22 protein-coding genes are annotated in these 23,869 nt (G+C 56.2%); 16 read left to right on the top strand and 6 right to left on the bottom strand.

Going from position 1 to position 23,869, the window contains the following annotated elements:
• Positions 1–2: 2 nt before the first annotated feature.
• The 8 genes from CPY64_RS11145 to CPY64_RS11110 are packed head-to-tail and all read left to right on the top strand — an operon-like array spanning position 3 to position 8,135.
• Positions 3–1,013, top strand: a complete 1,011-nt coding sequence (locus CPY64_RS11145; protein ID WP_052362888.1) for an ABC transporter substrate-binding protein — start codon at positions 3–5, stop codon at positions 1,011–1,013.
• Entirely contained in the window at positions 1,006–1,791 is a 786-nt protein-coding gene (locus CPY64_RS11140) for an ABC transporter ATP-binding protein (protein ID WP_042481933.1), read from the top strand. The genes CPY64_RS11145 and CPY64_RS11140 overlap by 8 nt, the downstream gene beginning before the upstream one ends.
• Positions 1,792–2,556 carry an ABC transporter permease gene (locus CPY64_RS11135; protein WP_035272595.1) on the top strand — a complete coding sequence of 255 codons (765 nt, stop codon included), beginning with the start codon at positions 1,792–1,794 and terminating at the stop codon, positions 2,554–2,556.
• A gap of 28 nt (positions 2,557–2,584) precedes the next feature.
• A complete protein-coding gene (locus tag CPY64_RS11130; RefSeq protein WP_052362887.1) occupies positions 2,585–3,412 on the top strand; it encodes an alpha/beta fold hydrolase in 828 nt (275 codons plus the stop codon).
• On the top strand, positions 3,409–4,203 hold the full coding sequence (locus tag CPY64_RS11125) for an SDR family oxidoreductase (protein WP_042481930.1): 795 nt from the start codon (positions 3,409–3,411) through the stop codon (positions 4,201–4,203). Before CPY64_RS11130 ends, CPY64_RS11125 begins: the two co-directional genes overlap by 4 nt.
• Before the next feature lie 9 nt (positions 4,204–4,212).
• Entirely contained in the window at positions 4,213–5,004 is a 792-nt protein-coding gene (locus CPY64_RS11120) for an aspartate dehydrogenase (RefSeq protein ID WP_042481928.1), read from the top strand.
• Positions 5,005–5,016: 12 nt separating this feature from the next.
• Entirely contained in the window at positions 5,017–6,483 is a 1,467-nt protein-coding gene (locus tag CPY64_RS11115; protein WP_042481926.1) for an aldehyde dehydrogenase, read from the top strand.
• Positions 6,484–6,494: 11 nt separating this feature from the next.
• Positions 6,495–8,135: a thiamine pyrophosphate-binding protein gene (locus CPY64_RS11110; RefSeq protein WP_042481924.1), complete on the top strand. Its 1,641-nt coding sequence runs from the start codon at positions 6,495–6,497 to the stop codon at positions 8,133–8,135.
• A 273-nt stretch (positions 8,136–8,408) separates the two neighbouring features.
• Here CPY64_RS11110 and ehuA read toward each other — a convergent pair whose 3' ends face one another.
• From ehuA to ehuB, 4 genes are all read right to left on the bottom strand, one after another.
• A complete protein-coding gene (ehuA, locus tag CPY64_RS11105; protein WP_042481922.1) occupies positions 8,409–9,194 on the bottom strand; it encodes an ectoine/hydroxyectoine ABC transporter ATP-binding protein EhuA in 786 nt (261 codons plus the stop codon).
• On the bottom strand, positions 9,191–9,883 hold the full coding sequence (gene ehuD, locus CPY64_RS11100; protein WP_009456197.1) for an ectoine/hydroxyectoine ABC transporter permease subunit EhuD: 693 nt from the start codon (positions 9,881–9,883) through the stop codon (positions 9,191–9,193). The genes ehuA and ehuD overlap by 4 nt, the downstream gene beginning before the upstream one ends.
• A gap of 2 nt (positions 9,884–9,885) precedes the next feature.
• Positions 9,886–10,557 (bottom strand): ectoine/hydroxyectoine ABC transporter permease subunit EhuC, encoded by a 672-nt coding sequence (gene ehuC / locus CPY64_RS11095; protein WP_026483031.1) that lies wholly within the window; start codon positions 10,555–10,557, stop codon positions 9,886–9,888.
• 102 nt (positions 10,558–10,659) lie between these two features.
• Positions 10,660–11,526, bottom strand: a complete 867-nt coding sequence (gene ehuB / locus CPY64_RS11090) for an ectoine/hydroxyectoine ABC transporter substrate-binding protein EhuB (protein ID WP_042481919.1) — start codon at positions 11,524–11,526, stop codon at positions 10,660–10,662.
• 546 nt (positions 11,527–12,072) lie between these two features.
• On the opposite strand from ehuB, the gene CPY64_RS11085 reads away from it, so the two are divergent.
• The 6 genes from CPY64_RS11085 to CPY64_RS11060 all read left to right on the top strand — a co-directional run bounded on the left by CPY64_RS11085 (position 12,073) and on the right by CPY64_RS11060 (position 19,550).
• Positions 12,073–14,136 carry a carbon starvation CstA family protein gene (locus CPY64_RS11085; protein WP_373862639.1) on the top strand — a complete coding sequence of 688 codons (2,064 nt, stop codon included), beginning with the start codon at positions 12,073–12,075 and terminating at the stop codon, positions 14,134–14,136.
• Between the two features lies 1 nt (position 14,137).
• Positions 14,138–14,368 (top strand): YbdD/YjiX family protein, encoded by a 231-nt coding sequence (locus CPY64_RS11080; protein WP_009456207.1) that lies wholly within the window; start codon positions 14,138–14,140, stop codon positions 14,366–14,368.
• Between the two features lie 485 nt (positions 14,369–14,853).
• The gene (gene aroG / locus CPY64_RS11075) at positions 14,854–15,948 is read left to right on the top strand and encodes a 3-deoxy-7-phosphoheptulonate synthase AroG (RefSeq protein ID WP_269465265.1); all 1,095 of its coding nucleotides are present in this window, start codon (positions 14,854–14,856) and stop codon (positions 15,946–15,948) included.
• A gap of 26 nt (positions 15,949–15,974) precedes the next feature.
• Complete coding sequence (locus CPY64_RS11070; RefSeq protein ID WP_042481912.1) at positions 15,975–17,396, top strand: FAD-binding oxidoreductase; 1,422 nt, start codon at positions 15,975–15,977, stop codon at positions 17,394–17,396.
• Positions 17,397–17,612: 216 nt separating this feature from the next.
• Positions 17,613–18,728, top strand: coding sequence for a tRNA 2-thiouridine(34) synthase MnmA (mnmA, locus tag CPY64_RS11065; protein ID WP_026483025.1), 1,116 nt, complete (start codon positions 17,613–17,615; stop codon positions 18,726–18,728).
• A 9-nt stretch (positions 18,729–18,737) separates the two neighbouring features.
• Complete coding sequence (locus CPY64_RS11060) at positions 18,738–19,550, top strand: sulfite exporter TauE/SafE family protein (protein ID WP_042481909.1); 813 nt, start codon at positions 18,738–18,740, stop codon at positions 19,548–19,550.
• Positions 19,551–19,729: 179 nt separating this feature from the next.
• On the opposite strand, the gene CPY64_RS11055 is transcribed toward CPY64_RS11060, so the two are convergent.
• Entirely contained in the window at positions 19,730–20,341 is a 612-nt protein-coding gene (locus tag CPY64_RS11055; RefSeq protein WP_042481906.1) for a glutathione S-transferase family protein, read from the bottom strand.
• 235 nt (positions 20,342–20,576) lie between these two features.
• Between CPY64_RS11055 and purB the strand changes: the two genes are divergently transcribed.
• Both purB and CPY64_RS11045 read left to right on the top strand, forming a co-directional pair.
• The gene (gene purB / locus CPY64_RS11050; protein WP_042481902.1) at positions 20,577–21,953 is read left to right on the top strand and encodes an adenylosuccinate lyase; all 1,377 of its coding nucleotides are present in this window, start codon (positions 20,577–20,579) and stop codon (positions 21,951–21,953) included.
• Between the two features lie 99 nt (positions 21,954–22,052).
• Positions 22,053–22,505: a c-type cytochrome gene (locus CPY64_RS11045; RefSeq protein ID WP_042481899.1), complete on the top strand. Its 453-nt coding sequence runs from the start codon at positions 22,053–22,055 to the stop codon at positions 22,503–22,505.
• Between the two features lie 119 nt (positions 22,506–22,624).
• Here the strand turns inward: CPY64_RS11045 and CPY64_RS11040 are convergent, their stop codons facing one another.
• On the bottom strand, positions 22,625–23,866 hold the full coding sequence (locus CPY64_RS11040; protein ID WP_042481897.1) for an ammonium transporter: 1,242 nt from the start codon (positions 23,864–23,866) through the stop codon (positions 22,625–22,627).
• Positions 23,867–23,869: the final 3 nt, after the last annotated feature.

The following is a 23,869-nucleotide window of genomic DNA, read 5'->3' as shown; positions in this document are numbered from 1 at the left end:
ATATGAACCGCAGGAAATTTCTGGTTTATAGCGCCGGCGCCTTGGGGGCAATGAGTTTGCCCCTGAGCGCCAGCGTGGCCTTTGCCAAGGCAAAGGGGACCTACACGTACCTGACCCCTTTCACGCTGTCCCTGGCCTTCGCGCCCGTCTTGTATGCCAGCGCGTCGGGTGGTTTCGACAAACTGGATGTGAACGTCAAAGTAGAAGTGGGCAGGGGGGCCGGTCAGGCCATACAGCTGGTTGCCGCCAAGCAGGTAGAAGCTGGCCGCACCGGTGGCGCCAATTATCTGTCTGCGCGCGCCCAAGACAACTCCGATGTTCTGGCCTTTGGCACGGTGTCACAGATTTCACCGTTTGTGGTGATTTCTTCCCAGAGCCACCCAGTTCGGGACGTGAAAGAACTGGCAGGGAAAGTGGTTGGCGTGGCGTCATTCGGTGGTTCTATGGAGGCCACCTTGAACTTGATGCTGGCCAAAGCAGGTGTGGACCCCAAGTCGGTGCGTCGTGAGCGTGTTGCTGACGGTCCGGCGTCGTTCGCGATGGTGGAGGCGGGCCGTATTGCCGCATTTTTTGGCAATGCCAGCACGGTATCGCGCCTGCGTGCTGCCGAACTGCCTTTGGTGGCGCTGCCTGTAGACGACGGTGTGCCTGGTCAAGTCTATGTGGCCAGTGAAGAGGATCTGGAATCCAACCGCGAGCAGCACGTCGCATTTTTGCAAGGCACCCGCTCGGCGATCTTGGCGATGGCGGATATGGACGATGCGCAACTGCTGGAAGTCATTCGCACGATTGCGCGTCGTTTTGATGTGCCAGGTATTGAAAAAGAAGATATTGCGCTGGGTGACCTGAAAGGCAACCGTGAGTTGTGGTTGGCGCACGGTAAAGAAAATGTCTTGCGTAATGTGCCCGAACAGTGGGATGAAGCGACTCGCTTGTTGCAGGGTGCCGGTCTGATGAAGGAAACCTCCAGACAGCTCTATACCAATGCCATCTGGGAGTCTACCGTTGTCTGAGCTAGCAAAAAAACCGTCCACTGACGCACCGCCCATCGTTCGTTTTGACCGTGTCTCCAAGCATTTCAAGACCTCTACCGGTACGACCATTGCTTTGCAAGACATCAATCAGCACATCATGGCCGGTGAGTTTGTGGCAGTAATTGGTCCATCAGGCTGCGGCAAGTCCACCTTGCTGCGCTTGTTATGTGGTTTGGAACAGCCCACCTCCGGTCAGGTGAACTGGCCCGCTACGGCCGACAAGAAAACGCCCGATATCGGTGTGGCATTTCAAGAGCACCGACTTTTGCCGTGGATGAATATCCAGAAAAATATCCTGCTGCCCAAGTTGATGCAAGCGGGCAGTTACAGCGCTGAGGATGAACAGCGGGCGCTGTTGCTATGCGACATGGTGGGGTTGAAAGGCTTTGAAACCAAGAGCCCGGCCGAGCTGTCCGGTGGGATGCGCCAACGGGCGTCTTTTGCGCGCGCCCTGTTTTCCCAGCCCGATTTATTGCTGCTGGATGAACCGTTTGGGGCATTGGATGCCTTGACCCGGGAAAAAATCATCGCTGATGCAGAGCGTATCTGGATGGATCAGAAATTTGGTGCTTTCCTGATTACGCACTCTATCAGTGAAGCGGTGCACTTGGCGGATCGGGTCATTGTGATGTCGGCGCGCCCGGGACGTGTGGTAGCCGAAATTCCTATTACGTTGGAGCGTCCGCGCACAAACTTTTTGGGTGATCCCGAGTTTGCCCGTCTATGTGATGAACTGCGTCAGCATCTGGAGTTGTAAGTGAATCGTCTACTTATTCAAATCATTTCCGTGCTGGTGTTTTTCCTGCTCTGGAAAGCCTATGTCAGTGGTTTTGACGTGTCCCCCCTGGTCTTGCCCCCACCGGAAGATGTGGTGCACGCCCTGGTGCGGCTGATGCAGCGCGATGATACCTACTATCACATCTACACCACCTTGGCCGAGTGCCTGGGAGGCTTTTGTATCGCAGTCATTGTGGGAACCTTGCTGGGGCAGTTGCTGGGACGGATCGCCATCCTGGACACGATCTTCAAACCCTTTGTGATCGCCTTGCAGCTGACGCCTAAAGTGGCGCTGATTCCCCTGTTCATTTTGTGGTTTGGTTTTGGAATCGAATCCAAGATCATCATCTCGGCGCTATTGGCTTTCTTTCCGGTTTTCTCCAATAGTTATCTGGGGGCCAAGTCTGTCGATACGGGTTTGATTGAAGTGTTTCAGGTGGGCAAGGCAAGCACCTGGCAGCGCTTCAAACTGCTGGTGATCCCTGCCTCCTTGCCTTACATCCTGACGGGTATGGAGATGGCAATTGTGCTGGCCATTATTGGTGCCGTGGTGTCTGAGTTTGTGGCCGGTTCGCGTGGTCTGGGCTACTTGGCCACCATCAAGCTGCAGGATCTGGAAGTGGATACCTTGTTTGCCGTTGTAATCCTTTTGGCGATGATTGGTTTCGTGCTGTATTTCACCGTTGGTTCACTGCGTAAAGTCGTGATCCCTTGGCATGAGTCGGCAAAAGCGGCCAAGAAATAAGCCATCGCACGAAAGTAGGAGGCAAAACATGCCATTGAGCACACAGGGTGCGATGCGTAAGACGGCTTCTGGCCTGTCTTATTGGGATAACGGGGAGCAGCAAGGCGATGTGTACGTCTTGCTGCACGGCATCAGTTCGGCTGCGGGTTTGTGGGCCAAGCAGTTTGCAAGCCAAGCGGGGAAAAACCGGCTGATAGCCTGGGATGCGCCGGGCTATGGCGACAGTGTCGCTTTGGCCTCAGCCACCCCTAGCGCTGCTGATTACGCTCAGGCACTGAGAACCTTGGTGCAGGAGGTGGGCTTGCCCGCCTTCACGCTGGTGGGGCATTCCTTGGGCGCATTGATGGCCACTGCCTATGCCTCGCTGTATCCGGAGGATGTGTCACGTTTGGTGTTGGCCAGTGTGGCACAGGGCTATGGCAAAACCTCGGCAGAGCAGCAAAGGCAGGTATACGAGAAACGTCCACGACTGCTCGAAGCGCTGGGCCCGGAAGCCATGGCGCAAGAGCGTGGGCCGTTTCTGTTGGGGCAAGTGACACCCGAAAACATGCAGATGGTGACGCAGGCAATGAAACGACTGCGTCTGGAGGGATTCCAAGCGTCTTCCTATCTCTTGGCGTACGACAGCATTGATGATTACCTGCCGAGTATTCAAGGTGACATAGAGGTTTTGTACGGCACAGAGGATGGCATTACTCCACCTGCCGGGATGCAGGCCTTACAGCACAGTTACCCACGGCTGAAATTGCAGGCAGTGCCGCAAGCTGGCCATTTGCTGTACGTGGATCAACCTGCGCTATTTGATCGCCTGGTCTTTGGCCATGCCGAGCAGGACAAGAAGGAGAGCAGCATATGAGTTTTCAAGTTAGCGGCAAAGTGGCCGTCGTGACGGGAGGCTCTTCAGGCATAGGTCTGGAAACCGTACGACTATTGCTTGAGCAAGGCGCATACGTCGCCTGGTGCGGACGGGATTCCGGGCGCCTGCAGGATTCCTGGGAAACAATGGCGGCCTGTTTTGAGTCGGATCGTCTGTATATACAGTGTTGCGACGTGTTGAATGCGGATGCCATCAAACAATTTATTGAGCAGGTAGCGCAGCGTTTCGGCGGTGTGGACATGCTGATCAACAATGCGGGCCAGGGAAAAGTTGCCAGCTTTGAAGACACCTCGGATGAAGAGTGGATACGGGAAGTGCAGCTGAAGTACTTCAGTGTGTTAAATCCCGTGCGGGCCGCCTTGCCGTATCTGCGCCAGTCAAGCATTGCGTCCATCGCCAATGTGAACTCCTTGCTGGCTTACAAACCTGAACCGCACATGATGGCAACTTCAGCCGCCAGAGCGGGTTTGTTGAATTTGAGCAAAGGTTTATCCAAAGAGTTTGTGGCTGCAGGCATTCGAGTGAACTCCATTTTGATTGGCATGGTGGAGTCCGGGCAGTGGCAACGTCGCTACCTGGATAGATCAGATCCTGATCAAAGCTGGGAGGATTGGCTGGCGGGCATTGCCCGCAAGCGTGGCATACCGATGGGACGTCTGGGCAAGCCTGTGGAAGCGGCTCGGGCTTTGGTGTTTTTAGCGTCGCCGTTGTCTTCCTATACAACGGGATCAGTCATTGACGTGTCTGGCGGGTTTAGTCAGGAAATTTAGGGCAGAACGATGAAAAAAGTAGCATTTATTGGCTATGGGGCCATGGCAAAAACGGTGCATGCCCTGTTGCCTGAATCCATTGAACTGGCATGGGTGATTGTCACTGAAGCGGGTGTGGCCGCCATGCAGCAAGAGCTGGGGCCTGCTGTGCAAGTGATCAGCCATGTGGATGACATGGTGGGAACGCCAGATCTGGTGTTGGAGATGGCCGGGCAAGCTGGTTTGAAAGCCCATGCCAAAGCAGTATTGCAGCGCCAATTGCCTTTGGCTGTGATTTCGGTGGGGGCGTTTGCCGACAGTGTGTTTGAGCAGGAGATACGTGAGTTTGCGGTTGCACAGGGCGCACAGCTACAGATTTTGCCAGGCGCTATTGCGGGCGTTGATGGTATTGCCGCTGCACGCACAATGGGTTTGGATAGTGTGGTGTATCAAGGGCGTAAAAAACCAGCCAGTTGGAAAGGCAGCTATGCCGAGCAATTGGTCGATTTGGATGCGCTAACCGAAGCGACCGTATTTTTCCGAGGTTCGGCTCGTGAGGCGGCACAGAAGTTTCCGGCCAATGCAAACGTGGCAGCGACCATCGCCCTGGCAGGGGTGGGCATGGACGCAACTCAGGTTGAGCTGATTGCTGATCCTGCCATGACACGAAACCAGCATCGTATCCGTGTCGAAGGAACGTTTGGTGAGATGCAAATAGAAATGCAGGGCGTCGCTTTAGCCAGTAATCCTAAGACGTCCACCTTGGCAGCACTGAGTGTGGTGCGCGCTTGCTATCAACTGGGTGACGCCCTGGTCATCTAGGCGGAGAAAAACATGAAAGCATTATTTTTGGCCGGCCATTGGCGGCAAGGCCGGGGGGCGGTTGCGCGCAGCATTTTTCCAGCAGACGGTAGCGTGAATGCCGAGTTTTCTACCGCCAGCCTGGAAGATGTGCAAGAGGCCGTTCAAGCCGCGCACCGGGCCTGGCAAGAGCCCTCCTGGCGCGATAGCTTGCCCGTGGAGCGGGCTCGGGTGCTCTATAAAGTGGCCGATCTGATCGAGCAAAATGTGGCCGAGCTGGCAGCTTTGCAAACAAGAGACAACGGCAAACCGCTGGCAGAAACGCGTGGTTTGGTGATGAGTGCTGCCGCCACGGCCCGTTATACCGCCGCGTGTCTGGAAACCCTGGATACAGAGCTGACCAATGCCCGGTCCAGAGAGTGGTTGACCATGAGTGTGCATGAGCCCTTGGGGGTGGTGGCCGCCATCACACCCTGGAACTCGCCCATTGCCTCTGAAGTGCAAAAACTGGCACCCGCTTTGGCAGCGGGTAATGCCGTGATCTTGAAACCAGCCGAAGCGACATCCTTGATCGCCTTGGAACTGGCGCGCCTGTTTGAGCAAGCGGGGCTGCCTCCCGGCTTGCTAAGCGTGTTACCGGGTAAAGGTTCAGTCGTGGGCAATGCCATTGTGCAGCATCCACTGGTGAAGAAAATTTCCTTCACAGGCGGGACGAGCACAGGACGTCAGCTGGCTCATATTGCAGCAGAGCGCTTGATTGGTACCTCCCTGGAGCTGGGAGGCAAGTCGCCGACGGTGGTGTTGGAGGATGCCGATCTGGATCTGGCCGTAAATGGGGTGATCTACGGCATTTTCAGTTCCTCGGGGCAGGCTTGCATCGCCGGTGCGCGCTTGTTTGTACACGCAAACGTGTATGAGGCCTTTATGCAGCGTTTGGTCGCTAAAACACAAGCGCTGCGTGTGGGGCATCCCGAGCACGCCGCGACTCAAGTTGGCCCACTGATAGACGAGAAACACTTGAATTCGGTTGACGCCTACGTGCGACGCGCCGAACAGGAGGGCGGGCAGATTGTAGTTGGTGGGTACCGTCTGACCGAGGGTGATCTGGCGCAAGGCAATTACTACGCCCCCACCATTATTGCCGGGCTCGGTAACCGGGCCAGCGTGTGCCAGGAAGAGATCTTTGGCCCCGTGCTGGTGGTATTGCCGTTTGAGGACGAGCACGACTTGTTGCAGCAAGCCAATGACAGTGTCTACGGCTTGGCCGCCGGCCTTTGGACTGAAAACTACCGCAAGGCTTGGCAACTGGCCCGAGCACTGGATGTAGGCACGGTCTGGATTAATACCTACAAGAAATTCTCTATCTCCACACCCTTTGGCGGTTTTAAAGAAAGCGGCGTGGGCAGGGAGAAAGGCAGGCTGAGTATTTTGTCGTACATGCAGCAAAAAAGTATTTATATGGGGCTGAGTACACAGCCTGATCCATGGTGTGAAGGATGAGAGACACAAACATGACAGAAACCATTTCCGTGGGTGAGGCCATTGCCCGTGTGTTGGAGAGCCACCAGGTACGCAATGTGTATGGCGTGATTTCCATTCACAATTTGCCCATTGCCGATGCGCTGGGCCGCCGCAAGCAGGTGCAGTTTGTATGCGCCAGGGGCGAGGCGGGTAGCGTCACCATGGCCGACGCAGAATCGCGTTTCACTGGTTTGGGCGTGGCCTTGACCAGCACGGGGGCGGGGGCCGGCAATGCCGTGGGCTCGCTTATCGAAGCCTGCAATGCTGCCAGCCCTGTGCTGCATTTGACGGGCCAAGTTGAACGTGAGTATCTGGATAGAGATGCCAGTTTCATTCATGAAGCCAAAGATCAGTTGGGTTTCTTGCGCGCGTCCAGTAAAGCCGCGTATCGCATCACCAGCCCGGAGAACGCGGTGGGCATGATTCAAGAGGCCATACGCGTTGCGACTACCGTTCCCATGGGGCCGGTAAGTGTCGAGATTCCTATCGATGTGCAGGCTGCACACATAGCCTGGCCTGTCTCCCTGGAGCCGGCCGCCCCCTTGCAATTGCCTGCTTTGCAAGAGCGCGACAGAGCCCGACTGGCCGCAGCCGTTAAAGCCGCAAAACGTCCCATGCTCTGGATAGGGGGGGGAACCCTGAAAGCGGGTAAAGCCGTCCGTCAGTTGGCGGATATGGGGATTCCAGTGGTGTCGTCTACACATGCACGTGGCGTCCTGGCAGATAGTCACCCTCGTAGTTTGGGTGCATTTCACAATACCGCCGAAGTGGAAACGCTGTTGGCCGACGCGGATTTGGTCTTGGTGGTCGGTTCGCGTTTGCGCAGCAATGAAACCAAAACCTATTCCATACAGTTTCCTGCCAACACCCTGCAAATTGATGCGAACCCGGCTGCACAACAGCGAAACTACGCCATCAGCCAGTTCGTCTGCGCAGAGGCCAATGAAGCCCTGACAGCCTTGGTGCAAGATCTGCAGGGCTGCAGCTTTATCGATGCGGACTATGATGCCGCGATTACCCAGGCCCGTGAAGCCGCCATACTCCAATTGACTGAACAGTTGGGGCCATATGCCGAGCTATGCTTTGCCCTGCGTGCTGCCATGCCTGAAGATGCGATCCTGGTGCGCGATATCACCATGTCCGGAAGTACCTGGGGCAGTCGGCTGTTCCCTGTACAAGCCCCCTTGCAAAACATCCACTCCTTGGCAGGGGCGATCGGCTTGGGGCTGGCACACGCGATCGGTACGGCCAAAGCGAACCTGGACAAGAAGGTGGTGGCCTTGGTGGGTGATGGGGGCTTGATGCTGGGTATTGGTGAAATGGCCACGATGGTGCAAGAGCAAAGCAACCTGGTCTTGCTGGTGATGAATGACGGCGGCTATGGCGTGATGCGCGGCATACAGAAGCGCTACTTTGAAGATCGGCAGTATTACAACCAGCTGCACACACCTAGCTATCGTGATGTGGGTCGGGCGATGGGGTGCCAGGCGTATCTGGTGTCGTCCTTGGACGAATTCAAAACAGTGGTGAAGCAGGCCATTGAGCATCAAGGCCCCTCGGTGGTCGAAGTGGATATGGCTAGCATCGGACCACTACGTTTTTCAGGCCCACCTCAGAAAAAGCTGTATTGATTCATTTCATGTGGCAGAGCAGGGTGGCATGCCGCGTAAGGTAGTGCCACCCCGGCTGGATTGTGTGAAACCGCAGCTTGTGGAAATCCGCTTTCGGCGGTTGCAGACCTTGCCTTCGCATCATCCTGTTCAGCTTGGTGTTGTCTGCTAAATCTGGATGCTTTTTTATCAGCCACTCTTTCTTGTTGCCGCGTTTTTTGGGTTATGGAGGCAGCGAACAGACGTGTCGCTGGTCTATACGCTCCCTCTGATCTGCCCTGTAAACAAAAAGAATCAGGCCGCTTGAATAAAGTTGCTCAAGAACGCCTGCGTTCGTGCTTCCTGCGGGTTGCAGAATACTTGTTCGGGCGGGCCGGATTCCACGATCACGCCTTTATCAAAGAAGCAGACGCGGTCTGAGACTTCCTTGGCAAATTGCATTTCGTGGGTCACCAGCAGAATCGTCAGGTCCTGTTCTTGACTCAGCTTTTGAATGACGCCCAGCACTTCACCGACCAGCTCCGGGTCCAGGGCCGAGGTAGGCTCGTCAAATAGCAGAATATTCGGTTCCATGGCCAGGGCCCGAGCAATCCCCACACGTTGTTGCTGCCCGCCGGAGAGCTGGCTGGGGAATTTGTCGGCATGGTCGATCAGGCCCACCAGATCCAGATATTTGGTAGCCCGTTCGCGTGCCTGTTCTTTGGACAGGCCCAGCACATGGGTAGGCGCTTCGGTGACATTGCGCATCACCGTCATGTGCGGAAACAGGTTGAACTGCTGGAACACCATGCCCATTTCCTTGCGCATTTCGCGCAGGTGATTCTGGCTGGCGGGTACCAGTTTGTCATCGACCCGCTCATGCCAGAGGGGCTTGCCGGCCACGGTAATGACGCCTTCGTCGATGGTTTCCAGTGTCATCAGGATGCGCAGCACGGTGGATTTACCAGAACCGGAAGGGCCGATGATAGTGACTTTCTCACCCGGCTCCACCTGAAAGTTCAAGGCGTCCAGGACGGTGACATCACCAAACTTCTTGGTGACATTGTCAAATTGAATGATGGGGCTTGTTGTGTCAGTCATCGCAGGGGAATTCCTTGCTTGGGCAAACGCTGATCCAGCGCTCGTACCCCAGCGGAAGCCAGGAGGGTCAGCAGCAGATACAGGCCGCCCACCATGGACAGGGGAATGATGTAGTTAAAGGTGCGGTCACCAATAATCTTGGCCACGTTCAGGACTTCCAGCACCGATACGACAGAGAGTACGGGCACGTCCTTCATGATGGACACCAGGTAGTTACCCATGGCCGGGATGATGCGTGGGATAGCCTGGGGCAGGGTGATGACCATAAAGGTACGCAGCGGAGAAATATCCAGCGCGCGGGCCGCTTCAGTCTGGCCGTGGGTGACGGATTCCAGACCTGCGCGGTAGACCTCGGACAGATAGGCGCTGTACTGCACCCCCAGCGCCAGTGCGCCGGTCAGGAAGGCGGGCAGCACAATGCCGTAGTCCGGCAGCACGTAGTACAGGAAAAACAATTGCACCAGCAAAGGCGTGTCGCGCAGGAATTCGGTCAGCACATAGGCGGGCCAGGAAATCAGGCGCAGGCGCACGCTTTTCAGGCCGGCCAGGATAAGTCCCAGGATAGCGGCCACCCCAAAGCCCAGTACGGCGGCTTGTATGGTGACCCACAAGCCTTTAAGCAGAATAGGCAGGATAGACAGCGCAAATGCTCCGTTGCTGCTGGTGTCCCATTCAATACCAAACAGCATGTTCAGCTCCTTTGCGCGCGCCAGCGGCCGGTTGCGCGTTCCAGCAATTTCATCAGAACTGTCAGCACCAGTGCCATGCCAAAGTACATCAGCAAGAGCAGGGTGTAGATAGTGGTGCTGTCCTGGGTGAAGTTGCGTATTTGTTCAGCTCTAAAGCTCAAGTCCCCCAGGCTGATCAAAGAGACCAGGGCCGTATCTTTCAGATTTTGTACGGCCAGATTCCCGAAGCTGGGCATCATCTCGGGGATGGCCTGGGGCAGGCTGATGCGCCACAAGGTCTGGCGCTCGGTAAAGTCCAGGGCCTTGGCGGCTTCCAGTTGAGAGTGCGGTACAGCCTGAATGGCTCCGCGTACTACTTCCGCACCATAGGCGCCAATGTTCAGGCCCAGGGCCAGGGTGCCGGCCACGACCGGGTCCAGGCGCCAGTCCAGACCCATGGACTCGCCCAGAATAGGCAGGGCAAAGTACAGCCAGAACAGCTGTACCAATAAAGAGGTGCCGCGAAAAACTTCAATAATCGTGATGGACAGTGAGCGCAGGGCCACCGAGTGGGACAGCCTGCCTATGCCCAAGGCAAAGGAGGCGATCGCTCCCACTACGGTTGAATACAGCGTGAGCTGTATGGTGACCCAGGCCCCTTCCATCAGGGCCGAGCTGTAACTTAACCAATCCATATCAGGTTCCAGACAAGGGCAGGCGGTGCACCTTGTGTGCGCTGTCGGCCCTTGCAAGGAGCCGCGCAGGCCCGTGCGGCCGCCTTACCCGCAGGTGAAGGATCAGGCTTTACACAGCTGTTCCGTGGATTTCTCAAACGAGTGCTTGGCGTCTTCTTCGGTAAAGCCATGTTTGCTCAGGATGGCTTTCCATTCATCGGTTTTCTTGAATTCGGCCAGTTCCTTGTTGACCGCGTCGCGCAGGTCTTCGGATTCCTTGGCAAAGGCAAAACCGCCCCAGCTACGAACCGGGTTGCCGTCAATGATGGGGTCCTTGAATTCGGCGGCCAGTTCCACCTTGCCGCCCCCTTTGGAGGCCAGGTCACTGGCTGTCTGGCCGGTTGCGGCATAGGCATCGGCACGGCCTGTTGCCACGGTGGAGATGGCATCGGCATTGTTGGAAATGGTGATCATGCGATCATCGGGCACCCCCAGGGCCTGCATCATTTCCAGCTGATCAGCCCCAGCCATGATGGCAATCTTGTGATCGGTCTTGGCGAAGTCTTCGTAAGAGTGAATGTTCTTGGGATTGCCCTTGGCCACCAGCAGGCCTTCGCCATAGGAGCTGTTGGGCTCGGAGAACAGCACGGTATTGCAGCGTTGTGGCAGGATGGCCATTTCAGCGGCCACCATATCAAAGCGCTTGGCTTGCAGACCGGGAATCAGGGAGCCGAAATTGGCGGTTTCCCATTTGATCTTTTTGACACCCAGGCGCTCCAGGATGGCCTTGGCCACTTCCGGGCCGGCGCCTTGAGCTTTGCCGGACATGTCCATGTATCCGTACGGAATTTCATTAGCAACGGCGACGCGAATCACGCCGCGCTCTTTGACTTGTTCCAGCGTGACAGCTTGGGCGCTGGAAGCGGCAGCCAGGGTGCCCAGCAGGGCAAAGGCCAGCGCGCAGAGGGGCTTGGATTGTAGTTTCATCATGAGTCCTTTTCTCGCCTATACCATTTCGTTATGAATGATTTGTTTTACGAAAGATTTGCAGGGAAATCATAGCGCATAAAATCATTCGTACTCAAATTAAATGGATAGAAACTATCGACCAAAAGAACTGATTAGAATTTATATATAAGTAAAGAGTTTGGTCTTAGGGAAAATGCGTGGTGTTTTGAGTACGTGTTTTTACTATGCTCCCAAGGATTAAAGAGCGCTTGTCCTCTCAAAAGCGCCTGGCTTGTGCCTACCCCAGATTGATTCATGAATGAGTTCGGCGCGCCTTCGGGCGCGCCGACACCTTTTTTGGAAAGTGCGCTTTACGGCGCTTTCAAACCCTGCTGGTGCGGGAAATGCACGGTATCAAGAACACTGTGCGGTCCCAGCAAGAATGCTCGCCCCTACGCGGTGCAGCGCCTCTTGTACCGGCAGCTGGCGACTTCTTCAGATCAGAAGTGCAGCCGGAAAAAAAGTTGGTGGCAGACTTACTTAATGCAAAATCGTGGAGGCTCTATGAGCAGAGAAGAGGGCGGTTTTATGAAACAGCATCTGATTTGGGTGCTGGTTGCGGTGCTGGGGGCCTTTGCCCTGGGAACGGTGGCGCTAAGCCGGGGGGAGAGCATCAATGCTCTATGGATCGTAGTCGCCGCAGTCTGCGTCTATTTGATTGCCTATCGTTACTACAGCCGTTTCATTGCTCGTAAGGTCTTTGAGCTGGACGCCACCCGCATGACGCCTGCCTGGCGTCATAACGATGGTCTGGACTATGTACCGACCAATAAGCATGTGCTCTTTGGGCACCACTTCGCGGCGATTGCAGGCGCGGGCCCCTTGGTCGGGCCGGTGCTGGCTGCGCAAATGGGTTATCTGCCCGGTATGCTCTGGATTCTGGCCGGTGTGGTGTTTGCGGGGGCGGTGCAGGACTTTACCGTTTTGTTCATCTCCATGCGCCGCGACGGGCGCTCGCTGGGGGATCTGATCAAGTCCGAACTGGGCACGGTGCCCGGTGTGATTGCGTTGTTTGGCGCCTTCATGATCATGGTTATCATCCTGGCTGTGCTGGCGCTGATTGTGGTCAAGGCCCTGATCAACTCACCGTGGGGCACCTTTACGGTGGCAGCGACGATTCCGCTGGCCATTTTCATGGGGATTTATCTGCGCTTCCTGAGGCCGGGCCGTATTGGCGAGGTCTCGGTGATCGGGCTGATCTTTCTGCTGGCCGCCATTGTCTATGGTCAGGATGTGGCTGCGCACCCAAGCTGGGGGCCGTTCTTCACTTTGAATGGCGAAGAGCTGACCTGGGCGCTGATCATTTACGGCTTTATTGCCGCCGTGCTGCCTGTGTGGTTGTTGCTGGCTCCGCGTGACTATCTGTCCACTTTTCTGAAAATCGGCACCATTGTGGGTCTGGCCATCGGGATTGTGATCGTGGCACCCGAGCTGAAAATGCCAGCGACCACCAAATTCATTGATGGCACAGGGCCGGTCTGGTCCGGCAGCTTGTTCCCCTTCCTGTTCATCACCATTGCTTGCGGTGCCGTGTCCGGTTTCCACGCCTTGATTTCCTCGGGCACCACACCCAAGATGATCGAGAACGAAACCCAGGCACGTTATATCGGTTATGGCGGCATGCTGATGGAATCCTTCGTCGCCATCATGGCGTTGGTCGCCGCCTGCGTGATCGAGCCCGGCATTTACTACGCCATGAACAGCCCGGCCGCCTTGATTGGCACCACGCCTGAACAGGCCGCACAAGTGGTGTCCAGTTGGGGCTTTCTGATTACACCCGCCGATCTGACCCAAATGGCCAGCGACGTGGGCGAAAACAGCATTATTTCCCGTGCCGGTGGCGCACCTACCTTGGCCGTGGGTATGGCCTTCATCTTGCACAACGTCATCGGCGGGCCTGCGATGATGAGCTTCTGGTACCACTTTGCCATTTTGTTTGAAGCGCTGTTCATTCTGACGGCAGTAGATGCCGGTACTCGTGCGGGTCGCTTCATGCTGCAAGACTTGATGGGCACCTTTGTACCAGGCTTGCGGCGTACGGAGTCCCTGGTTGCCAACTTGATTGCCACTTCCTTGTGCGTGGCGGCGTGGGGCTACTTCCTGTATCAGGGCGTGGTCGATCCGCTGGGCGGCATCAATACCTTGTGGCCTTTGTTTGGTATCGCCAACCAGATGCTGGCAGCGGTGGCGTTGGTCCTGGGTACGGTGGTGCTCTTCAAGATGAAGAAAGACCGCTACGCCTGGGTGACCGTGGTTCCCACTATCTGGCTGCTGATTTGCACGCTGGTGGCGGGCTTTCAGAAAATGTTCCACCCCGATCCCAAGATCGGCTTTTTGGCCCATGCCAAGGTGTACCAGCAGGGTCTGGCGGAACAAACCGTCATGGCACCGGCCAAATCACTGGAGCAGATGCAGCAGGTTATTTTTAACGATTACGTGAACTCCACCTTGTGCGGTCTGTTCATTTTCGTGGTCTTGAGCATGGTGTTCTTTGGCATCCGTTGCGTGTTGAAAGCGCGCTGCAGCACAGAGCCGCATTCTGCCGAGACTCCCTACGAGTCATTGCCGGCTCAAGCGGCAGCAGGAGCTTGATATGAAAGGCTTATTGACAGGAGCCATCTCGCGCAGTGCCCAGGCAGGGCGGGGTACCGGGCGTTATCTGGCCACAACCTTGCGCCTGATGGTGGGCGTGCCTGATTATGAAACCTATCTGAATCATATGCGGGTAAATCACCCCGATCAGAAACCGATGGAGTACGCCGAGTTTTTCCGCGAGCGACAGCAAGCTCGTTATGGCGGAAAAGGGCGGATAGCGTGCTGCTAAATTAGGCAGCTAAGGGCCAGAACCCTGTGTTCTGGCCCTTTTCCCTCTGCGCAGGACAGATAGTGATCAGGTTTGTATGTAGATGTAAAAATAAGACAAACAAGCCATCTAAACGATTTATCGTGGTTTTTCGCGATAACACGAAACAAAAGGGCCAATAAAAAACGCTAAACGAAATGATTGTTTCGTTTGGTGGTATTTTTTAGGGTCTTGTTAGTATAAATATTTTGTTGTTCTGCGTTTTTGTGGATGAATCTTGCTGGTTTTGTTGGCGGCGCGTCCGGAACTGTGTTAGGATTTTTCCCATGACTTTCGCAACCCCCGTTTTCTTCTTTTATTTTTATGCTTTTCCGATGCCGCTGGTGGAGGAAAGGACGGGTTGCACCAAACACAAGTAAGACCCAAATCCTGAAATAAGCCGCCAGCATTGTCCGGGCGGCTTTTTTTTCGTTTGCCCCCGGACCTGGCAAACCAACTGGAGTTCAATCGTGTCGCACAATACTGATGATTTACGGATTCGTGAAATTAAGGAGCTGTCTCCCCCATCCCATGTGATGCGCGAGTTCCCGTGTACCTCTGCTGTCTCGACTACGGTTCACAAGGCACGCCGCAGCATTCACAAAATCCTTCACGAACGGGATGATCGTCTGGTGGTCGTGGTGGGCCCTTGTTCCATTCACGATACTGAAGCCGCAATGGACTACGCCCGCCGTTTGACGGTGGAGCGCAAGCGCTTTGCGCCCGAGCTGGAAATCGTGATGCGTGTGTACTTCGAAAAGCCACGTACCACCGTGGGCTGGAAAGGGCTGATCAACGACCCCTTCATGGATGGCAGCTTCAACATCAATCAGGGCTTGCGTACCGCGCGTGAATTGCTGCTGGCCGTGAACCAGCTGGATTTGCCCGCTGGTTGCGAATTCCTGGACATGATTACTCCCCAGTACATTGCCGATCTGGTTTCCTGGGGCGCCATTGGTGCTCGCACGACAGAGAGCCAGGTTCACCGCGAACTGTCCTCCGGGTTGTCCTGCCCCGTCGGCTTCAAAAATGGCACGGATGGCAATATCCGTATTGCTCTGGACGCGATCAAGGCCGCTTCCCAGCCACACCATTTCCTGTCGGTCACCAAGGGTGGTCACTCCGCCATTGTGTCCACCGTGGGTAATAACGATTGCCACGTGATTCTGCGCGGCGGCAAGACACCGAACTACGATGCTGAAAACGTTGAGGCAACCAGCCAGGCCATGATCAAGGCTGGCATGGTGCCGCGTGTGATGGTCGATGCCAGCCACGCCAACAGCAATAAAGACTACCGCCGTCAGCCCGAAGTGCTGGCCGATGTGGCCGGTCAGATCTCGGGCGGCGATATGCGTATCTGCGGCGTGATGATCGAAAGCCATCTGGTAGGCGGTCGTCAGGACGTGGTGGAAGGCAAGCCTTTGACCTACGGCCAAAGCATTACCGATGGTTGCATCGATTGGGATGACACCGTGGTGGTTCTGGAAAAACTGGCTGAAGCGGTGCGTCAGCGTCGCCAGGCACGAGTCGCTCTTGAAGAGGGGGCACTTAGCCACTCATAATAGGGTTTTGCCTTTTTGGAATGCTCATGAATGCTCCCGGTCATGCCGATCTAGCGCGGCGCCCTTTACCTGAAGGTTTTGTAGAAGCCTTGCAGGCTCAGTTCCAAGAGCGGTGCTCGCTTTCTCACGCTGTGCGTGAACACCATGGACGGGATGAGTCGCCGTATCCACCCATGCTGCCTGATGTGGTTGTTTTTGCTCGCAGCACAGAAGAAGTAGCCTGGGTGGCACGTCATTGTCATGAGCATCATGTTCCCCTGATCCCTTACGGGGCCGGCTCCTCCCTGGAAGGGCATTTCCTGGCAATTCAAGGTGGCGTCAGCCTGGACTTGTCCGGCATGGATGAGATCGTGGCGATTAATGCCGAAGACTTCACCGCCACAGTGCAAGCTGGCGTGACACGCATGGCCTTGAACGAGCATATCCGTGATACGGGCTTGTTCTTCCCCATCGATCCCGGTGCGGATGCCAGCCTGGGCGGGATGGCTGCAACCCGTGCCTCCGGTACCAATGCCGTGCGTTACGGCACCATGCGTGAAAACGTCCTGACCCTGAAGGTCGTCACGGCAGACGGCCGCATTATCGATACGGCTAACCGAGCCAAGAAATCCTCCGCCGGGTACGACCTGACCCGCTTGTTCATCGGTAGCGAAGGCACGCTGGGCATCATCACCGAAGTGACGGTGCGTCTGTACCCGCAACCCGAAGCCATTTCTGCCGCCATCTGTAATTTCCCCGATCTGCGCTCTGCCGTGCAAAGCGTGATCGAGGTCATTCAAATGGGTATTCCGATTGCGCGCGTTGAGTTCATGGATACGGCCGCCGTACGTGCCACCAATGCCTACAGCAAGCTGACGCTGAAAGAATCGCCCCTGTTGCTGTTTGAATTCCACGGCAGCCCCAGCGGTGTGCAGGAACAGGCTCAGGTGGTTCAGGAAATTACCCGTGAAAACGGTGGCATGGACTTTGAATGGGCTGACAAGGCCGAGGATCGTTCCCGCTTGTGGACGGCCCGACACAACGCCTATTTTGCCGGTTTGCAACTGCGTCCCGGCTGTCGTTCCAGCACCACGGACGTTTGTGTGCCTATCTCCGCGTTGGCAGAGTGTGTGGCGCAAACCGCGGCCGATATGGATCAGGCTCCGTTCCCGTACACCATCGTGGGTCACGTGGGTGATGGCAACTTCCACGTTCTGATGCTGCTGGATGCCGATAGCCAGGAAGAGTGGGACGAGTCCGAGCGCTTGAACCATCGTCTGGTAGAGCGTGCCATTGCCATGCAAGGTACATGTACCGGCGAGCACGGTGTGGGCTTGCACAAGATGGAGTTCATGTTGGCCGAGCACGGTCAGGATGCACTGGATGTGATGAGCAGCATCAAGCAGGCGCTGGACCCTCACAACATCATGAACCCTGGCAAGATGTTGCCCCCGCGTCCTCTGGACTGATCGCGCTTGAGCCACACTTGAGCCGCCCTGAAAGCCCGGACCGCGTGTTCGGGCTTTTTATTTGTGTCCTGGGCAGCACAGTTTTCCATAAACCCCAGCCGTGGGCAGTGTCTGCCTGTACATGCGTCAGCGCAGGCGTACAATGCCTTTTTTAGTTAGTCAGGTGCGTGCCAGACCATGGGTCTGCCTGCTGCGACACCTCTCACCATCACTGCAATGACTATTTCCACCAAAAAAGGTCGCGTCGTTATCGGAATGTCCGGCGGCGTGGACTCCTCTGTCTCGGCCTGGCTGCTTAAAGAGCAAGGCTATGAAGTCGTGGGCCTGTTCATGAAGAACTGGGAAGACGACGATGACTCCGAATTTTGCTCCTCGCGCCAGGATTGGCTGGATGCGGCCAGCGTGGCCGATCTGGTCGGGGTCGAGATCGAGGCAGTCAACTTCGCTGCGGAATATAAAGACCGCGTGTTTGCGGAGTTCTTGCGGGAATACTCGGCAGGTCGCACCCCGAATCCCGATGTTCTGTGCAATGCGGAAATCAAGTTCAAGGCTTTTCTGGACCACGCCATGACCTTGGGTGCGGACTGGATTGCCACTGGCCATTACGCCCGTGTGCGTGGCGTGCCCATGGCTGGGGGCGGTACAGACTATCAGCTGTTGAAAGGTCTGGATGCGTCCAAAGACCAAAGCTATTTTCTGCATCGCCTGAACCAGGCGCAGCTGTCGCGCACCTTGTTCCCGTTGGGCGAGATTAACAAGCAGGAAGTGCGCCGTATTGCTGAGGAATTGAAGCTGCCCAACGCGGCTAAAAAAGACTCGACTGGCATTTGCTTTATCGGCGAGCGTCCTTTCCGCGAGTTCCTGAATCGCTATCTGCCTACTCAACCCGGTCCGATCAAGACACCAGAAGGGCAGGTGCTGGGTCAGCACGTGGGCCTGGCTTTCCACACCTATGGTCAGCGCAAGGGTTTGGGCATTGGTGGCGTCAAGGGCAAGCAGCGCGAAGACGGTACTGCCGACGCCTGGTATGCCGCCCGCAAGGATCTGGCCACGAACACGCTGTATGTGGTGCAAGGGCACGATCACCCGTGGCTGCTGCAGTCCGAATTGAAGGCTGAACAGACCAGTTGGGTAGCGGGCCATCCGCCAGCGCTGGGCCCGATTCATGCCAAGACCCGTTATCGCCAGGCCGATGCAGCCTGCACGATCCTGGCTGCCGATGGCGACAGCCTGTCCCTGCATTTTGATCAGCCCCAATGGGCCGTGACTCCAGGCCAGTCCGTGGTCCTGTATGACGGTGACCGCTGCCTGGGCGGCGGCATTATTCAATAAGAGGCGGGCATGGATCCCATTCTTGTCATCAGTTTGCTGGTGCTGGGTGCCGGTATCGGGTTGGCCGCGGGTCTGCTGGGGATTGGCGGGGGCATGATTCTGGTGCCGTTCCTGACCTTCCTGCTGCCGCTGTTTGGTGTGCCGCAAGAGCTGGCCGTGCATGCGTCCATTGCCACGGCCATGGCCACGATTCTGTTCACTTCCTTGTCCAGTGTGCGGGCGCACCATAAACATGGCGCCATCCGTTGGGACGTGGTCAAGGTGATGGTGCCCGGTTTGATCGTGGGCGGGCTGCTGTCGGGCGGCGCGATTTTTGCCATGATCAACAGCACGGCGCTGGCGATTGTGTTCGGTGTGTTCGTCTTGTATTCGGCCTCTAAAATGGCGCGCAAGTCGGCCCCAGTGCAAGGCCGCTCCCTGCCTGCTCCATTCTGGATTGCTGCCATGGGAGCCTTGATCGGCTTTGTCTCAGGTCTGTTAGGCGCAGGCGGGGCCTTCTTGTCCGTGCCCTTCATGTTGCGCGGTAATGTGCCCGTTCGGCAGGCCGTCGCTACTTCGGCTGCCTTGGGCTTTTTCATCGCCCTGGCCAATAGCGTGGGCTATATCTGGTCCGGACAGGCCACCTTCGGCAGCCATCCCGGGATGATTGGCTTTATCTACTGGCCTGCCTTGTTGATTGTTTCGGCCACCAGTATTTGTACGGCTCCCTTGGGCGCCAGCCTGGCCCACAAAATTGACCAGGTGACGCTCAAGCGTATCTTTGCCGGCATGTTGACCGTGCTGGCAATCTACATGATTACGCAGGCCACCACACAGGCTTGAGTCAGGCAATAAAAAAAGGCAGACCCAGGGGTCTGCCTTTTTGCTTTCAGAGCCTCTCAATACGCTTCCCATACTGAGTTGCCGCAGGTTTGTTCAAGCATCAAGCATAATTCCGGGCCCTTCTTCAGACATAAAAAAACCCATTCAAAAGAATGGGCCCTGGCTTGCTAGTGCAACGCTCACTGCGTAGGCGGTAAGGTGCTGGCAAACGAGGGGCGCGCTTGGAGTTTTTCATCCAGGCGTTGCAGATTGCCGTACTGCGAGCGCCAGTCCAGTTCAGGAAAGCGCAGATCCAGATAACCCAGTGCGCAGCCTACGGCAATATCGGCCAGGCTAAAGCTGGTGCCCATGCAAAAGGACTGGTCACCCAAGGTGTTGTTCATGGATTGCAGGGCGGCGGTGATCTTGCTGTTTTGGCGGTCAATCCAGGCGGGCAGGCGCATTTCTTCGGGACGGCGTTTTTCCACCACGATGGCAACGCAGGCATCAAGCAAGCCATCGGCAATGGCTTCCCAGCATTTAACCGCAGCGCGATCACGTCCGGCTTGGGGAATCAGACGGCCGACGGGCGAGAGGGTATCCAGATACTCGACGATCACGCGGGAGTCAAACAAGCTTGCCTGATCATCCATAATCAGACAGGGGACTTTGCCCAGTGGATTGTGTTTCAGAATATCGCTGTCATCGGCCCACACATCCTCCAGAATCAGCTCGTAGTCGAGCTTTTTTTCCGCCATGACAACACGCACTTTGCGCGCGTATGGGCTGGTGAGGGAAGCTAGAAGTTTCATAAAAAGCTATCAAAAGTTGCAGGCTCAAAAAGTATAGCAGGAACCTATGGGCGAACGCCCCGCAGGCCGGGCCTGAACCTGCCGCTGGAAACAATGTCGAAAAACTGTGGTTTATTCGTCAAAGCCTCGAACAGTCGTCGCATTCTGACCCCATGCTGAACACGCGGCATACGGGTGTCAGCCCGCAATGTTAGAATGCGGGCTGACTTTATTCCCCCTTCTTTTCTGTAGAACGATGCACATAGCCGATACCCTGAGCACTCTGAATGCCTTGTCGCCATTGGACGGGCGTTATGGCAGCCGTACCGCCCCCTTGCGTGGCCTGTTGTCCGAAGCCGCATTTATGTGGCATCGCGTGGAGGTCGAAGTGGCCTGGTTGATCGGCCTGTCCGACGCGGGTCTACCTGAACTGCCTGCTTTCTCCGCCCAAGCCCGCGAGGTGCTCAAGAGCCTGGTGCAGAACTTCTCGGAAGACGATGCCGCCCGTATCAAGGCCATCGAGCGCACCACCAACCACGACGTGAAAGCCGTGGAATACTGGCTGAAAGAAAAAGTGGCCGACCACGCCGAGCTGTCCGCAGCGGCTGAATTCATCCACTTCTCCTGCACCTCTGAAGACATCAACAACACTTCGCACGCCCTGATGCTGACGCGTGCTCGCGAGCAGGTCATCCTGCCCCAGCTGCAAGAAGTGTGCGATGCCATCAAGGCCCAGGCCCGTCTGCATGCCGAGCAGCCTTTGCTCTCGCGCACCCACGGTCAGCCTGCCAGCCCCAGCACCATGGGCAAAGAGTTCGCCAACGTGGCAGCCCGTTTGCAAAACGCCATTAGCGCCATCGCCGCTGTTCAGCCTCTGGCTAAACTGAACGGTGCAACCGGTAACTACAATGCGCACTTCTCGGCTTACCCCGAAATTGACTGGCCAGCCTTCAGCAAGAAGGTGTTAAATGGTCTGGGTCTGACGCAAAACGTCTACACCATTCAGATCGAACCGCATGACTGGATGGCTGCCCTGTTTGACGCGATTGCCCGCGCCAACACCATTCTGCTGGACTTCAACCGTGACGTTTGGGGCTACATCTCCCTGGGTTACTTCAAGCAGCGCCTGAAAGAAGGCGAGATCGGTTCGTCCACCATGCCGCACAAGGTCAACCCGATTGACTTTGAAAACTCGGAAGGCAATCTGGGTCTGGCCAACGCCATGCTGCGTCACCTGTCCGAGAAGCTGCCTATCTCCCGCTGGCAGCGTGACCTGACTGACTCGACCGTGCTGCGTAACCTGGGCGTGGCCCTGGGCTACAGCGTGGTGGCCTATGACGCCTGCCTGCGTGGCATCGGCAAGCTGGAATTGAACGCGGCCGCCGTGGATGCGGATATTGATGCTTGCTGGGAAATCCTGGCCGAGCCCGTGCAAACCGTGATGCGCCGCTATGGTTTGCCCCAGCCTTACGAACAACTCAAAGCCCTGACCCGTGGTCGTGGCATTACCGAAGAAGCGTTGCGCGAGTTTATTGGTGGCCTGGAGCTGCCTGCAGACGCTAAAAACTATTTGCTTGAGCTAACTCCACGCAGCTATCTGGGCGTCGCGGTACAGTTGGCCCAGGCAATCTGAATCCATAGAGCAGGGTCACTGTGCAGTGACTCTGCCTGATTGGGTTTCTTGAGCCAGTGCTTTATGAAGTGTTTTATGTTTCATCACACAGGAGTTCCCATGAAAAAACTTGCGTTTTTGACTGCCGCTGCCGCCTTGTGCGCCGCGTTTGTCACGCCAGCTACAGCCCAATTCGCCAAGCCCGAGCAAGCCGTGAACTATCGTCAAGCCAGCATGTCGCTGATTGGTTCTCACTTCGGTCGTATGGCTCCCGTCGCTAAAAAGGAAGCGCCTTACGACGCGGCTGCTATCGCCAAGAACGTGGAAGTGCTGACTGTTTTGGCAGCTCTGCCTTGGGGCGCATTTGGTGCCGGTACTGAAGGCGGCGAGACCAAAGCTGAAGCCTGGAGCGATGCCCAAGGTTTCAAGCAAGCTACCGATGATTTCACCGCTGCGATCGACAAGCTGAAAGTGGCGTCCGACTCGGGCGACTTTGATGCCTTCCGCGTGGCTTTCGGTAATGTGGGCAAGTCCTGTAAGACTTGTCATGATGCTTACCGCAAAGAAAAATAAGCAGCCGTTCTGCTTATAAAAAAAGCCCTCGAAAGAGGGCTTTTTCTTTTAGGTTTGTACCTGTGTTTAAAGGGGGCTGTTTGCCGGTGGGCAAGATAATCAAGAATCATGATGGGATCTCAATGTTGATAACCCGTTTCACCGTGGGTACGGATATCCAGACCTTCACGCTCATGGTCAGCATCGACACGTAAACCACCGCAGACGACTTTGGCAATTTTGAAGGCAATCCAGGCAGCCACACCGGACCAGACCAGAGTCAGCAAGACACCTTCGAGCTGAATCCACAACTGCATCCAGATACTGTTGCCAGCAGCGGTACCGGGACCACCCAGAACAGGGGCGTTGAACAGACCCGTGAGCAACGCGCCCACAATCCCGCCCAAACCGTGAATGCCAAAAACGTCCAGCGTATCGTCAGCACGTAGCCAGCGCTTCAGAACATTAACGCCCCACAAGCAAGCCAGGGAAGTAATCAGGCCAATGGCCAGTGCACCGGAAGGAGCCACAAAACCAGCTGCTGGGGTAATGCCAACCAAACCTGCAATCGCACCCGAGCAGGCACCCAGCAAGGAAGGGTGGCCTTTGCTGATCCATTCGCCCAAGGCCCAAGCCACAACGCCAATGGCAGCAGCCAACATGGTGTTGAAGAACGCCAGCGTGGCATTTTCATTGGCAGACAAAGCCGAGCCTGCGTTGAAACCGAACCAGCCTACCCACAGCAGAGCCGCGCCGATAAAGGTCAAGGGCAGGTTATGAGGGGGCATGGCTTCACGACGGTAGTTCAGTCGAGGGCCAATCATCCAGGCACCGACCAGACCGGCAATACCGGCATTGATATGCACGACAGTCCCACCGGCAAAGTCCAGCGCGCCACGGGAGTTGAGCAAGCCGCCGTGCTGTTCATCGGCAAACCAGACCATATGGCAAATGGGCAGATAGGCCAGGGTGAACCAGATCACGGTAAAGACCAGGATGGCGGACAAGCGGGTACGTTCTGCCAGACTACCGACAACCAGAGCGCAAGTCAGACCGGCAAAGGTGGCCTGAAAAGACGCAAACAGCAGTTCAGGCAATGTGCCCGACATGGAGAACTGTTGGTCAGCAGCGGTGAACATGCCGTTGAACAAGACCTTGTCGAAACTGCCAATCAAGGGATTGCCAGCGGTAAAGGCCAGTGAGTAGCCATAGATAAACCACAGCACCACCCCCAGACTGAACACCAGCAAGGTCTGGGACAGCATGGACAAGGCATTTTTTTGACGCACCATCCCCGAGTAAAACAGGGCCAGGCCCGGCGCGGCCATCATTAGTACCAGAAGCGTGGAGACCAGCATCCACGATAGATCAGCGTTGTTCATGAT

The sequence above is a fragment of the Alcaligenes faecalis genome, assembly GCF_002443155.1.
GTDB classification, from domain to species: domain Bacteria; phylum Pseudomonadota; class Gammaproteobacteria; order Burkholderiales; family Burkholderiaceae_B; genus Alcaligenes; species Alcaligenes faecalis.
This window is presented reverse-complemented; position numbering and strand designations above follow the sequence as displayed.